Raw genomic sequence first — 14,091 nt, 5'->3', positions numbered from 1 at the left:
CAGATGTTCAAGACATTGAAATTACCCGCATTCGGCGAAGTCGGCATCGCGTTGCTCGTCGTGGCGATCATCTCGCTGATGATCTTGCCGCTACCGCCTGCGCTGATCGACATGCTGCTCGCGCTCAACATCACCATCAGCGTGACCTTGTTGATGATCACGATGTACGTGCCGAACGTGATCTCTCTGTCGGTGTTTCCGTCGCTGCTGCTGTTCACCACCCTCTATCGGCTGTCGCTGAACATTGCCTCGACCAAGTCGATTTTGCTGCATGCGGACGCCGGCCACATCATCGAGAGCTTCGGCGAACTCGTCGTGGGCGGCAATCTCGTGGTGGGTCTTGTCGTCTTCGTCATCATTACGACCGTGCAATTCATCGTGATCGCGAAAGGGTCGGAGCGAGTGGCGGAAGTCGGCGCGCGCTTCACGCTCGATGCGTTGCCGGGCAAGCAGATGAGCATCGACGCGGACTTGCGCTCGAACTTGCTCACGCCCGAGGAAGCGCGCCGCAAGCGCGCCAAGCTAGCGATCGAGAGCCAGTTGCACGGCGGCATGGACGGCGCGATGAAGTTCGTCAAAGGCGATGCGATCGCGGGCCTCATCATCACCGCCATCAACATCGTGGCCGGGATCGCGGTGGGCGTCGCCTATCACGACATGTCCGCGGCGGAAGCCGCCAATCGGTTTTCCATCTTGTCGGTGGGCGACGCGATGGTGTCGCAGATTCCCTCGCTGCTGCTTTCCGTGGCGGCCGGTGTGATGATCACGCGCGTGGGAGACGAAGGCGAATCCAAACCGCTGTCGCTCGGCGACGAGATCGGCAAGCAACTGACCACCAGTGCACGCGCGCTTTATTTTGCGAGCTTGCTGTTGCTCGGCTTTGCTGCGGTGCCGGGCTTTCCGAGCGGGCTGTTCTTGCTGCTGGCCGCCACGTTGGCATTTTGCGGCTACCGCCTCGGCAAACGCGAGCCCGAAGCCGCGACGCATTCGAGCGAGGCGGTCACCGCGATGCAGCGAGCCGGCGCGAAGGTCGACGTGCCTGCCATCCTGACGCGCGCGCCGCAGTTTGCGTGCCCTGTCGGCGTGCGCATCGCCCCCGACCTAGTAGACCGCCTATCGTCTGCCGCGCTCGACAAATCGTTCGGCGCCGAACGCGCGCGCTTGCAGGAATATCTCGGCCTGCCTTTCCCGGGCATCACGATCTGGACCAACGACGCGCTGCCGCCGTCGACGTGCGAACTGCTCATGCACGACGTGCCCTATTGCGCGATCGAGATGCCGCCGGGAAAGGTGATGTTGCCCGATGTCAATTCGTTCGGCGTCGATAGGACGCTGCAGGCGGAAATCGCCGCCCTCACCGATCGGTGCGAACAGCGGGGCGGCCTCGACGGCGGCCCCGGCCCTACATGGTGGATCGAGGAGAAGCAGTTGCCGGCCAAAATGCCGGCGTGGCGTCCTGAGCAAGTCATCGCTCATGCCTCCGTTGCGATGCTGCGCCGGCACGCGTCGCTCTTCTTGGGCATTCAGGAAGTGCAGTGGATTCTCGATCAGCAGAATGCGGAATACCCGGGGCTCGTGACCGAAGTGCAAAAGGTGCTGCCGCCGCAGCGTATCGCCGATGTGTTGCGGCGCCTGCTCGAAGAGCAGATTCCCATCCGCAACGTCCGCAGCATCATGGAAAGCTTGATCGTCTGGGGCGCCAAAGAGAAGGACATGTTGATGCTGACAGAGTATGTGCGCGGCGACATCGCTCGCTTCCTCGCGCATCGCGCCACCGGCGGGACGCGGCAGTTGCCGGCGGTCATGCTCGATCTTCCCGTCGAACAGCACATTCGCCAGTGCATCAAGCAGACGCCGACCGGCAACTACCTTGCGTTGCCGCCGGAGGAAGCGGGCTACTTGATCGACCAGATCCAGTCGTTCGTCGGCGAGACGCCGCGTGACGGCGTGGCTCTCGTCACGTCGATGGATATTCGCCGATACGTGAGGCGGATGATCGAAGCGAGACTCGGCTGGCTTTCCGTCTACTCCTATCAAGAGCTCGGCGAGCACGTGGACCTACAACCGCTTGGCCGCGTGACCATCTAAGCCATCCGGTGCTCATCGTCAGGACATCCATGATCGAATCCCGCGTGCGGCGCATCATCCCCGGCGAGCTCAGGGCGCAACAAAAGGCCGACGATGCACGGGCACGACGGTTCGACTATGCGGCGCTCGCACGGCGAGCACGGTCCGGCCAATCGCCGGCCGCGCCAGCGGATGACGAACAGGAGGCGGCGACAGGCGCTGTCGTCGCCGGGCCTGCGCATCTTTTTCATTGGCGCGACGATGCGACCCGAGAGGATCATGCCGGCGATCGGATCGATACTGACGACGCAGCCGCGGCCAGTCAGCGCGAAGCGCTGGTCCAGCAGGTTTCCAGCGCCTCGGTGCCCGTCGTCGACGCGCTGTTTCGCACGCAGGCTCACTTCCTGGAGTTGGCGACGTCCCTCGCAAGCGAAGTGGCGGCGTTCTGCGCCGACCCCGCCATTGGCAGCGCCGGCAATTGGGACGTCCAGATGCCGCTCGATAAAACGATCTTGCCCGACACGACTTTGTATCTCTCGCTTTCGCCGTTCCGGCTTTCGCTTCGTTTCGATACATCCAGCATAGAGACAAAGACCTTACTCTTGCACCACAGCACCATGCTCGAGCGCGAAATTGACTCGCTCCTGAAAGCGTGGAACGCGCCGCGCGACATCGAATTGATGGTGTGGTGAGTGAGATCGCCGGATCCCCACGCAGTGCGTGAGCGCTGCCCAATCGACGACAATCGCATGGATTACCCGATCGCCGAAATGCCTACGAATGTCGAGGATGTCGATAGGCGCGCCACATCCTCGATCGATCCCGGCGAGATGCGAGGAGTTGGAGACGCCGATAACGCAACGCATGCCCGCAGATTGCCGTTGCGCGCCATTTCACCGCTCGTTGCTCGCACGGCGAGGCTCGTTTGCAATGCCCAGACCGCTTCGATCGCCCGACGTCTGCCGGACATCGATGCGTGGCAAGCGTGCGCGCAAGACGCAGGCGCCGCACCGTTCGACCTCTTGGGCGAGCCGGGCTTGCTCGAGCTCGCTCATCCGGCCGGACGCATTTTCGTGACGTTCGATCTGGCCGCCTACCCCGCCCTCGATATCGCAGCATGGCCCGCGCGCGGCGACACCGCGGCGCCCGCCGATGCCGAGCGCGCATTGCGCGTCGCGGTGGCCGGCGTGATACTCGAACCGCTACTCGGGCGCCTGTCGATATTGGGTTTGAACGATCTGCACGTGGTGCGACTGATGCGCAACGCCCGCGAAATCGCGACACGCGTCGATCTGGCGAGAATCGATCTGTCCTTCACGCTCGACGGGCGCGCTCATGCCGCCTTCGTCGCCATCGAACCCGCGCTGCTGCCGCTGCTGGAAGGCTTGCACGCGGCGCAAGCCGCCAGCGCCGTGCAGGCGGCGTTGCACAGCCCCCATGCCCTATCCCCCGGACAGACCACGCTCGCGGACTGCCTCGTCCCCGGACGGATCGTGCTGGGTGCACGACGTCTGCCGATCGAAACGCTGCGCGCGCTCGTCCCGGGCGACGTGCTGCTGCGCTCGCTCGCGAGCACCCTCTCGCCCCTCGTCTCGGGCGCGGCCGAGCATGCCGCGGCCAGCGCCGTCGCAGCATGGGGCACGCCCGGCCTTGCCCGCCTACACGCACCCGTGACGATCGACAAGCACACGCTTCTCATTGTGAAAGAGCCGACAATGACCGATAAATCTTACCCAACCGACCCCGGCGATTCGCTCGCCTCTTCCAATCAACAGGAGAGTCCGATCGATATCGGGGAGTTGGATCTGCCCGTTCAGTTCGAAGTCGATACGGTCGCCTTGCCGCTATCGCAGCTCTATGCGCTGCGGCCCGGCTACGTGCTCGAACTCTCCACTCCCGTCGCCGAGGCGCAGTTGAAGCTCGTCACCCATGGCCAGACGATCGGCTACGGCGAACTCGTCACCGTCGGCGAACACCTCGGCATCCGAATCCTGAAAATGGCGCACGGCGATGGTCCAATTCAGTAACGTCACCGGCCTACTGCTCGTCGTCCTCGCGATAAGCCTCATCCCGTTCGTGGCCATGGTCGTGACGTCCTACGCGAAAATCGTGGTCGTGCTCGGTCTGCTGCGCAATGCACTGGGCGTGCAACAGGTGCCGCCCAACATGGTGCTCAACGGGATCGCCATCCTGGTCTCGCTCTACATCATGGCGCCGATCGGCATGCAGGCCGCTCAATCGTTGGAGGGGCAACAAATCGACGGGCAACCGACGCAGGCCTTGATTCAGGTGTTCGGCGCCGCCCGCGAACCGTTCCGCCGCTTTCTCGAGAAGCACGCGCATGAGCGCGAGAAGCGTTTCTTCATCCGCTCGGCCAGCGTCGTGTGGTCGAAGGAGGCCGCGAGCGGGTTGCACGAAAACGACATGATCGTGCTGGCGCCCGCCTTCACGCTGAGCGAACTGACGGACGCATTCAAGATCGGCTTCTTGCTCTACATCGCATTCATCGTGATCGACCTGATCATCGCCAATGTGCTGTTGGCGATGGGGTTGAATCAGGTGCAGCCGACCAACGTTGCGATTCCGTTCAAGTTGCTGCTGTTCGTCGTGATGGATGGTTGGTCGACGTTGATCCACGGCCTCGTGACCACGTACCGTTAGCATGCGGCATCAAACGCGGAAGACAACAGCATGGAAATCGATACGCTCATTCGCTTCACCACGCAAGGCATGTTGCTCTGCTTGTACGTGTCGCTGCCGATCGTGATCGTCGCGTCGGTCGCCGGGCTCGCCGTTTCTTTCCTGCAGGCGATCACGTCGATGCAGGACCAGACGTTGTCGCACGGCGTGAAACTCGTCGCCGTAATGATCGCAATCGCGATCGCGGCGCCGATTTCGGCGGCGGCCATCTTGCATTTCGCCAATGAGGTCATGCAGACGGCGATACCGCAATGAAAACCGTTCGAGCGACGACGCCATCGGCCGCCGCGAATCTCGGCACGCCCCGCGAGGCCCAGCGCGCTGCCGATGGTCATGACGAGGCGCGACGCCAGGCAGTGCTCTATCGAGGCACGCGCTTCACCCATGCGCAAAACGAACCGCCCGATACCGTGCCTGCTTCCCCGCAGGCGCGCAAGCGGCGCGCGAGGCTGCCCCAGGCACGAAGAAGCGCACGGCAAGTGCATGAAAACGAATCCGGCCATGTCGCTTCACATGAGGAAGCACATGACGCCATGCGCGGTCGCGGCAAGGACGGCGGGGGATCGAGCGGTGACGGCGGTAATTCGCACGGCGGCCAAGACGGCCGCGAGGACGCCCGCGCAAGGGTACCCGAGGTGCGCAGCGTCGCGACCTCGCCTGTGCGCCCCTATACGGGCGGCGCACTGCCTCTGCCCGCCGCGCGGCTGCCCGACCCCGAACACGCCGAAGCGGTGCGCACCGCCTTTTGCGACGCACTGCTCGCACTGCGAGACGATTCGAGCGCGATGCGCGTCGTCGTGGCTGCGGAACTGCAACTGGACCGCCTCGACGCCATGCAGGTATCTCGATCGCTTCGCACCCCCGAAGCGATGGGCGCGCTACGACAACGGCTCATCGATGCAAGCAAAGACTCGCGCGGCAAGAAAACCCCGTTCAATTTGCTGCTGCCATTGTTTTTGCTCATGAGCGAACGGCCGCTCACATCGACGAGAGAGAAGGAATCGCGCGGCAGGCTGACATTGCAACGCAATGCAACGCTCGCCCGGAGTCAGCGCGCTGCATGAGCCGGAGAAACATCGAATCGGCGTGCTTTCGCATGTCCATTGCCGCCTTCGCATGAGTCCGAGCATGGCCTCGTGCAACGACTAAAGTAGCGTCAACGGCTCCTGCGTATGCAGGCTCGCAGCCGAGATCCGATCAACTCAATCGCCACACGATGAAATTACTGCGCATTCTGACTGGCGTCCATGCTGGGGTGGAGTTGCACCTCGGTGCCGGCGCGCATCGGATAGGATCCGACGACGATGCCGACATTCGCATCTCCGACTGGAGCGGCGCCGACGTGCTGCTCATGGTCGACGAGACGGGCGTCGTGAGTGCTCAGCGTCTGCTCCCCGAATTACAGGCGCTCACGCAGCCTGAGGGGCAGCACGCGTCGGCGAGCGACGGCGGTGAAACCATGGACCCCGGCACGGTGCTGTTGATCGATTTCGTGCCGATGCGATTCGACGACACGGTGCTTTGCGTCGGCGCGAGTGACGCCGTCTGGCCCAGCGACCTCGACCTATTGTCGACCTTGCTCGTCAAGCCCCAGGAGGCGCGCCACGAAGCCGAGCGCTCGCGTCAGCGCAAGCTCGTCGGCGCCGTGCTAGGTTGCGCGATGCTCGGCGCCGTGGTCGTGATCGGTTCCGTGCTGATCACGACGGTCGTGAGCCGTGCGGCGCTGCCGCGCGATTCGGGCGATCTTGCGCAGCGTGTCAATCGGGCTCTCACGCAGGCACATATGAGCGAATTGCATGCGCGGCCGCACGGCAACAACGTCATCGTCAGCGGCATGGTGCCCACGACAGAAGACGACGCAACGGCGCGCAGGGTGCTGACGAAGTTATCGTCGACGGCGATCAAGCGCCAGTACGACATCGCTCAAAACGACGCGCGCGATATCGAAGACGCACTCGGGGTTCAGCAGGTGCACGTGGCATACGCCGGACAGGGCGCGTTCAACATCACCGGCAAGGTGGCCAATCCGGCCGATGTCGAGGCTGCGCTGACCCGTATCCGCCACGATCTGAGCACGAACGTGAAGGAATTGCGCATGCAGCTCACGCAATCGAGCGACTCCGCGCCGCCGCCTCCTTCTTTCTCGGAATTGATGTCATCGGATGACGTGCGCTATGCGACAACGCCCGACGGCGTCAAGCATATCTACGTCGATCCGGAAATAGCCGACGCCCCCGCGTCCGACGCGAGCGTCGGCGCAGCCGCGGGAGCGGACGGCGCGAGCGCCGCACAACCCACCGCCGCCCAGCCGGGCGCAGCCAGCGGTGTCGCGCTGGCCGCCGCGAGCCAGCCGAACGCTGCACCCGGTGTCGCCCCGACCGCAACAAGCCAACCGAGCGCCACACGCGGTGTCGCGCAACCGGCTGGGGCCGCCGCGCGCCCTTCTGCCGTCGCATCGGCGTTCCTGCCGTTGCCGAAATAAACCAACGGAGATGATGGAAATGTACGAGCCATTCGAATCTTGCGCGACCGACTTCAGAAACCTGAAGGGCACGCTGGCAGATCCTGCCGCGAGCCAACGCTTGACCGCGATTCGGGAGGCGCTCGAAGCGAGCGCAAGGAACATCAGCGCGGCCACGGGCGCCACCGAGATCGATCGCGACAACCTCGCCAAGCTGTATCGAGGCATGTTGGCCGCAAGCCGAATCGTTTCTCACTTGCAGGATAGGTAAGCGGCGGCTTAGCGCCGCTCACTGGCAGTACCAGACACAGGTATCGAGCTGTTCTTGCACGGAGTCGTAGTCGTCCGTGTCTATATGTAATCAGGCAACTTTTCAACTTCTGACCAAGGAGGGCATATGGGTAGTCTTACTTCTCTCGGAGCCATGGCAACGGCGGACGCCGAACAGGGCATCATGACGGCGGCCAGCATGAAGTTTCAGACGGATTCGGCCAACAACAGCTTGCAGGTGAGCGCGGCCGATGCCGTTGCTAAATTAGCGACGTCCATTGGGAACAAAGTCTCCCAGGTTTCGGGCGCGGCGCACTGACGTGCCGGGCTGATTGCAGCCTGCGCGTGCTTCTGTTGCGCGCTGTCGTACCGATGTCGGCCGGCATGAGCCATTGGCGCTTGCCGGCCGTTTTTACTAGCGGCTCGCTCGAGCCACATTCGTTGCCCCGAGTACCTTGACCAGCTCTGACGGTTCAGAACGCTACGCGCAATTGGTCCGCGATCTCTGCGACACGGTAGGGCTGCCCGATGTCGACCACGTATTGCGCACGCGCCAAATCGAAGTGGAAGGCTTCGACGTCCGGCTCGATTACTTCGACAACGACCTCGAAGCGATGTACGCGAACTTCCATTACGGCGCGGTGACAGCTGGGCGCACCCTCATCGTATTTCGGTTGATGCTCGAAGCGAATCTGGTGATTTACGCGCAGGACCAGGCACAACTGGGGCTCGACACCGATACGGGCGGCATCGTGCTGGTGCTACGGGTGCCGATGACTCCTGACGTCGATGGGGGCGTGCTCGCCGATTTGCTCGCGCACTACGCCGAGCACGGGCGCTATTGGCGGCAGAACATCATCGAATCGACCGACGACATGTTCGAAGGCCTCGTCTCGGGCGAATTCATCTGGCTGAGGGCATGATCCGGCGGACGCCGATCAAGATCGAACCCGAGCGGCGACGATAACGATCGGCACGCCGCTCGAGCAAGCGTGCTCAATGCACGTTCGCCATCGCCCTTGCGATAGCTTGGATGAGTCCGGCCATGCTCTCGCCGATTTTCGCCAATGAATTCCATAGGTGGTGCAATGGCGATTGCCCGTCGTTGAACATCGGCGGGCGCATCGGCTGATTGGGCGGCATCGTCGGCATCGGTGGTTGTCGAACTTGCTGCGGCGGCATTTGCGCCGAATTCTGCATCGAAGGACCGGCTACACCGGGCGGCAGAGAATAGCCCGTCGGAACGAACGGCGCAGCAGCCGCCGCTGCAGAAGGCGATGCGGCGTCGGGCGACGCACCCGTGGCATTTTTGCTTGCGCGAAAGGAACCGTTCGTCCATTTTTTCGACGTCACGCTTTTGCCTTTGTTTGCCAGCAGTTTCAGCGGGCCAGACAACTCGCGTGCTTCGGCCGCCCCCGCATCGACCTGCGGCGCCGGTGCGGCCGCCGGCCCAGTGGGCGCCGGCGCCGCTGTCGGGCGTGCGACGGTAAGTTTGGTAGTGGGCGTGCTCATCGCAATAGGCCTATCTGTCGAGATCGCGGAACCGGCGTCGAGATGCCGAATGTGCTACGAAGATAGGCCGAACGATCGACACGCGCCGCGATACATGCGAAGCGAGCGTTGGCCGCCCGAACACCTTCGCTCCGACAGGGTCGGCTTCGCGACACTGGCCCTGTTCCCGCCGAGCACGCCACAAAATGCAACTCGCACGAACAACCTCGTATGGAGTGGTCGATGTCTGCGTTTCACGCGCCCGAATTGATCGAATCCGACGAACTCCTTTTGCGCCCGCCTGAGCCGCGCGACGCTCAATCACTCTTCGACGAAATGTTCAGCGATCCCGACACGGTGCGCCACCTCACCTATCTTCGCCATACGACACTCGAGGAAACGCTCGCTTTCATCGCTATGGCGCAAAAGGATTGGCAAAGCGGCGAGCTGCCGCGTTGGGTGCTGGAAGACAAGGCGAGCGGCCGGCTCACGGGGATGATCGAGTTGCAGCCGCGGCCGCCCCGCGCGGAATTCGGCGTCATCATCAGCCGTCGCGGCGGCGCCCGGCGGCGGCGCGCAGGACTCGACGCTTTGCGCAAATTCCTCAAATGGTTGATTGCGCAGCCGCAGATCTATCGCGTCTTTGCATGCTGCGCCGTCGACGGTAACGCGTACACCGCGATGGAACGTCTCGGCTTCACGCTCGAAGCGAAGCTGACCAACTACGAGGCCCGCCCCAATCTCGGGCTGCCCGCCGGCGACAGCTATCTGTACGCCATGACTCGCCCTTTGGTGCCGCCCCACGTGGGGGAGGCGTTTGCATGGATGGATCGGCATTTCGGTGTCGAGCTTGACTGACGCCGGGCACGAGCATACCGGCGCGCACCGATCTCCAAAGGCCGGCAAGCGCTCCGGTCGGCGTGTTTTCAGAGGACCACTTTGATGTCCACTACAACCCCTAGATTGATACCCGGTCCGATTCCCGCACCCTCGGGCGCCCCCGCCGGGGCGGCGGTAGGGCCATCGGACGGCCCTGCGAACGCGAGCGCCGCCCGCCCCCAGACCACCGAGCGCGCACGCGGGGGCCGGCTCCACAGGCTCTCCGAACTTCTGACTTCCCGTCGATCCGGGACGCCGAACGACGCACCACGCGCGACATTCAGAGCGCGCGGGGTGGACGCTTCCGCACCGATCCCCCCGGTCGATTCGAGCGCGCCGCGCGGCCAGGCGAACTACGGTCCCGCTTATTCCTCGTACACCCAGCCCGACGCCGCCCAGGCACGCTACCGCGCTGCAGGAATGCGAGGCGCCGGCGGAGCGTTGACGGCGATAGGCCATGGCGCCGCCGCGCTGGCCATTGGCGTGGTGGGTGCAGCCGCGATGAGCAGTTTCGGTTTCTTCCCAGTGCTGATCGGCGTCGCCGCCTACTCGTATATACGGCGCGCGCACTACTACAAACTCGCATATGGTGGCATGGGGCCGTATGGAGGTATGAACCCGTATGGCGGCATGAACCCGTATGGCGGCATGAACCCGTACGGCGGCATGAACCCGTACGGCGGCATGGGCCCGTATGGCGGCATGGGCCCGTATGGCGGCATGGGCCCGTATGGCGGTATGAACCCGTATGGCGGTATGAACCCGAACGGTGCAATGAACCCGTATGGAGGCATGAACCCCAACGGAGGCATGAGCCCGTACGGTGCAATGAACCCGAACGAAGGCATGAACCCGTATCGCGGTATGAACCCGTACGGCGGCATGGATCCGAACGGCGCCGTGCCTCCGTACGGGGCCATGAACCAGTTCGATGCCATGAACCAGTACGCCGGCATGAACCCGCACGGCGACATGAACTCATACCAAGATCCCTCACAGCCGCACCGCCCGTGGCAACAGCCCGAGCCATACCCGGCGTGGCAAGGACCCGCCCCCCATCAAGACCCGCAGCAGCAACCCATGATGCCCCCTCAGGCGGGATCGGTTGCGCGCCCCCCGTCGGCGCAGCTTCAAGGCGCCCAGCCGGTGGCACAACCTCTTGCGCCCCAAGCAGTAGCGCAACCTCGCCCCGCTCGGCCGGTTGCGCAGCCTCGCCTGCCCCAACCGGCGGCGCAACCGGCCCATGCCAGACCTGCCGTGCAGCCTGAGCGCGCTCAACCGCCTTCGGGGGGGCCTCGCCACGCCAAGCCGGACGAAGCGCAGCAGCCTCGCCGCAACCTGCCCCCTTCGCGGCCTCGTCATGCGAAGCCTGAAGCCTCCGCTAGCGCTTCGGGCTTCCAGTCCGTCGTGCCCGGCGAAGGGGAAGAGATGGGCGCGAGCCCGGCCGCCAATGCATCGGCAGGCTTCTGGGCCGGCGGCAACGGCGTGACCACTCTCTCGGAGCGCTTCGCGCAACCAGCGGCTCAAACTGCGAGACCCGCGCAGCGCCCCATGCCGAGCTCACCGAATCCAAGCATCGTAGACGAGGGCGACCCCTTGGCGCTCTCCGGCGCCCGATGATCGGATCGAGGCTGGGTGGCCCATGATTCACGCCCGCCACCGAGCTCGTAGCGTCGAACTCAAGCGCATGGCGATGAGGACTGAGCGCGGGCCCGACGGCGAAGGCATATTAGGTCCGCTAGAGCTTCACCGCGCCTGGCGGCCTCGCACGGAAGACTACCCCCGCGCCTTGGCGCCACGATCGGCCCCTACGCCTCGACGTGGCGCCGGTCTTTCAGACAAGGTTGCGCATTTCCCTCGACGGAAACGAGCGCCCCTCCCCCCCTCCACATTTCCCACGTTTCCGGCAAACACTCGATGAGACCGGCGAGCGCATGCCGTCGATACACATCGTCGGCGCACGCACTGGCAAGCTCATAGAGCTTGCGCCAGGCGGCCGTGGTCTCATGGCGTGGCCCCTGCGTCAGCAGCAACTCGTTCGCCAACGCCTTCCACAACCTCATTTCCTCCCGCGTGCGCAGCGACGCGCTTGCACCGACACGCGTCAGCACGGTCCGAATCATGCACACGTACTCTTTCGCCAGCGACAACGCGCGCCAGAGCGGAGCAGACGCCTCGATGAGCGCGATCGCAATTTCGAATCGGTCGTTGAATACCGACCATTTGAGCGCGGCCCGAAGCTCGTCGAGTTCAAGCTCGAAACGCCCCCTCTCATCGCCAGCCGCACAGACACCGAGCTGCAAGTCCGTCGCAAGCCGTGCCACGAGAGAACGAGCATGCGCTGCAGCCACCCGTCCCAACTCGTTTTTCTGCGCTAGCGCATCGCTCGCGAACAGACGGACCGGCACTGGGAGCCTCAGAACAACGGCGCCCTTGCGCTCGATCCGCTCGACCAGGCCCCCACTGAGCAGATCGTCCAGACGCGACTCGCACTGCGCCCGCGTTCGCGCCGCGTCTTCGCTGCCGCCATCCCCCGGCGGCGCGATCTGCACCAACATACCGATCGCCGCATCGCGGGTGAACTCGCCGCTGAAAATGCCGAGCCAACGCAGCTGCGCCTGCGTTTCGTCATCGAGTTCGTCGTGGAGCAGCCCGACTACCATCGCGATCGCGGCCTCGGGCGAGAGCGCAGTGTCGGCCTTTCCCCCACGGCGAGTCATACGCTCATCGAGCTTGCTTGCAAACGTCAGCAACGCGGCCTCGAGCCGCACGCGCTCGTCCATGCAATGAGCGACCGCCGCTGCGGCAAGTTCGAGCGCGAGCGGTGCGCCGCCGAGCCGCCGCGTGAGGAGCGCGGCCATCGAGACTGCGGCTGGCGTGCAACCATCCGCCTCGAGCGCGGCAACCACATCGGCATCGATTCTCGAGCGCCGCCCCAGCTTGTGCCGATGCGCATCGCGCAGGATCGCAAAGCGGGTGAGCAGCAGGCGACACGCGTCGGACGCTAGCGCCTCTTCGATTCTGAAATCGCGGTGACGCGGCGCGCTGAGCGGACCGACGGTCACGACTTGTTCATGACCGATCCACAGTGGCTCGGTGGAGGTGACGATCACCTGCAGCGCGGGTGTAGCGGTCAGAAGCCTTGCGATCACCTCGCCGAGCGACGCTCTCAACCGTGCGCAGCAATCGACGATCAGCAGCAAGCGGCGCCCGCCGACCGCGGCGGCCAATTGTTCCGGCGTGCTGCAATCGTGTGCCCGCTCGATCCGCAACGCCAACGCAAGTGGACGAACGAGGCCCTCCGGCGGCATCTGCGGCGATAGCGCAACCGACCCGATCCCGTCGGGGAAATGCGTGGCCACGCGCCGCGCGACCTCATGCGCGAGACGCGTCTTCCCCAGTCCTGCCGCGCCGACCAGCGTAATGGCGCGAGACGTCGACATCAGGCCGAGCAGTTCGGAGAGTTCCGCATAGCGGCCGATAAACGGCGTACGACGCAGCGGCGAGCATGCCGTCGACGGGTCGGGAATGCCCAGCGCGGCACTGAGCGGATAGGCGGTCGCCGGCTCGCGCGCGGCGGGCGCCGTGCTTTGCGCCTCGAGGAGGCTGACGGAGCCGGCAAAACGATAGCCGAACCCTGCCATCGTGGCGATCAGATCGCGATCTTCGCCCAGCGCACGGCGCAACGCCGACACCTGCACCTGCACGGAATTGATCTCGACGTTCGAGCGGCCCCAAATGCGGTTCGCGAGCTCGGCGAACGACACCGGCCGGCCATCGGCTTCAACGAGCGCCGACAAGAGAGCGAGCGGGCGAGCGCCGACGGCAACCGGCACGCCATCCGCGGTGAGACGCAGCGGGTCTCGTGACAACCGATACCGGCCGAAAACGACGACGGGTCGTGTAAGTCGCAGCAACGTCACCTTCAATCTCCGAGGAGCCCGTATACATTCTCGTCGCGAACTGCGTCGCCAAATGCGCAAATATTCGTAGTTTCGCGAACTTTTGGAAGGCTTGGCTTGGACTCATTTACGCCCCGAAGAAGGACGGAGGCGAACGCGGCGGCAACATCCGACCGGATCTGCCCCCTCGAGGCAACGCATGCGCCGGAACCTCGGCACGCTCGGTCGCGCAAGCTTCGCTGCGCAAACGACGCCTTCGTGCTCAGGGGGCGAGTCGCGCCGGCGGCCCTGTATCGTCTCGTGGATTGAACGCATGTCGCC

Annotated in this window: 14 protein-coding genes; 12 read left to right on the top strand and 2 right to left on the bottom strand. The window is 64.4% G+C overall.

The features are described 5' to 3' along the window. Positions 1 to 3 precede the first annotated feature (3 nt). From sctV to QQS38_RS13425, 10 genes are all read left to right on the top strand, one after another. Entirely contained in the window at positions 4 to 2,088 is a 2,085-nt protein-coding gene (gene sctV, locus QQS38_RS13470; RefSeq protein WP_479645866.1) for a type III secretion system export apparatus subunit SctV, read from the top strand. Between the two features lie 29 nt (positions 2,089 to 2,117). Then, positions 2,118 to 2,759, top strand: coding sequence for a type III secretion system protein SctP (gene sctP, locus QQS38_RS13465; protein WP_479645865.1), 642 nt, complete (start codon positions 2,118 to 2,120; stop codon positions 2,757 to 2,759). A gap of 57 nt (positions 2,760 to 2,816) precedes the next feature. Further along, positions 2,817 to 4,094, top strand: coding sequence for a type III secretion system cytoplasmic ring protein SctQ (gene sctQ, locus QQS38_RS13460; RefSeq protein WP_479645864.1), 1,278 nt, complete (start codon positions 2,817 to 2,819; stop codon positions 4,092 to 4,094). Beyond that, positions 4,078 to 4,728, top strand: coding sequence for a type III secretion system export apparatus subunit SctR (gene sctR / locus QQS38_RS13455; protein ID WP_479645863.1), 651 nt, complete (start codon positions 4,078 to 4,080; stop codon positions 4,726 to 4,728). Before sctQ ends, sctR begins: the two co-directional genes overlap by 17 nt. Positions 4,729 to 4,758: 30 nt before the next feature. Next, positions 4,759 to 5,022: a type III secretion system export apparatus subunit SctS gene (sctS, locus tag QQS38_RS13450; RefSeq protein ID WP_325340092.1), complete on the top strand. Its 264-nt coding sequence runs from the start codon at positions 4,759 to 4,761 to the stop codon at positions 5,020 to 5,022. Next, entirely contained in the window at positions 5,019 to 5,831 is an 813-nt protein-coding gene (locus QQS38_RS13445) for a hypothetical protein (RefSeq protein ID WP_479645862.1), read from the top strand. The genes sctS and QQS38_RS13445 overlap by 4 nt, the downstream gene beginning before the upstream one ends. A gap of 152 nt (positions 5,832 to 5,983) precedes the next feature. Further along, entirely contained in the window at positions 5,984 to 7,249 is a 1,266-nt protein-coding gene (locus QQS38_RS13440) for a secretion protein (protein ID WP_479645861.1), read from the top strand. A 19-nt stretch (positions 7,250 to 7,268) separates the two neighbouring features. Further along, positions 7,269 to 7,499: a type III secretion protein gene (locus tag QQS38_RS13435; protein WP_479645860.1), complete on the top strand. Its 231-nt coding sequence runs from the start codon at positions 7,269 to 7,271 to the stop codon at positions 7,497 to 7,499. A gap of 153 nt (positions 7,500 to 7,652) precedes the next feature. Beyond that, entirely contained in the window at positions 7,653 to 7,817 is a 165-nt protein-coding gene (locus QQS38_RS13430; protein WP_479645859.1) for a hypothetical protein, read from the top strand. Positions 7,818 to 7,953: 136 nt separating this feature from the next. Further along, entirely contained in the window at positions 7,954 to 8,421 is a 468-nt protein-coding gene (locus tag QQS38_RS13425; RefSeq protein ID WP_479645858.1) for a type III secretion system chaperone family protein, read from the top strand. A gap of 73 nt (positions 8,422 to 8,494) precedes the next feature. Here the strand turns inward: QQS38_RS13425 and QQS38_RS13420 are convergent, their stop codons facing one another. After that, positions 8,495 to 9,010 (bottom strand): hypothetical protein, encoded by a 516-nt coding sequence (locus QQS38_RS13420; protein ID WP_479645857.1) that lies wholly within the window; start codon positions 9,008 to 9,010, stop codon positions 8,495 to 8,497. Between the two features lie 222 nt (positions 9,011 to 9,232). Between QQS38_RS13420 and QQS38_RS13415 the strand changes: the two genes are divergently transcribed. Both QQS38_RS13415 and QQS38_RS13410 read left to right on the top strand, forming a co-directional pair. Beyond that, positions 9,233 to 9,847, top strand: a complete 615-nt coding sequence (locus tag QQS38_RS13415) for a GNAT family N-acetyltransferase (RefSeq protein ID WP_479645856.1) — start codon at positions 9,233 to 9,235, stop codon at positions 9,845 to 9,847. Between the two features lie 315 nt (positions 9,848 to 10,162). Next, positions 10,163 to 11,488, top strand: a complete 1,326-nt coding sequence (locus QQS38_RS13410) for a hypothetical protein (RefSeq protein WP_479645855.1) — start codon at positions 10,163 to 10,165, stop codon at positions 11,486 to 11,488. A 188-nt stretch (positions 11,489 to 11,676) separates the two neighbouring features. On the opposite strand, the gene QQS38_RS13405 is transcribed toward QQS38_RS13410, so the two are convergent. After that, a complete protein-coding gene (locus tag QQS38_RS13405; RefSeq protein ID WP_479645854.1) occupies positions 11,677 to 13,791 on the bottom strand; it encodes a winged helix-turn-helix domain-containing protein in 2,115 nt (704 codons plus the stop codon). Positions 13,792 to 14,091 lie beyond the last annotated feature (300 nt).

This window comes from Trinickia sp. Z7 (genome assembly GCF_056498045.1).
Note: the sequence above shows the minus strand (reverse complement) of the source record. Positions and strands in the feature narration are given on the sequence as shown.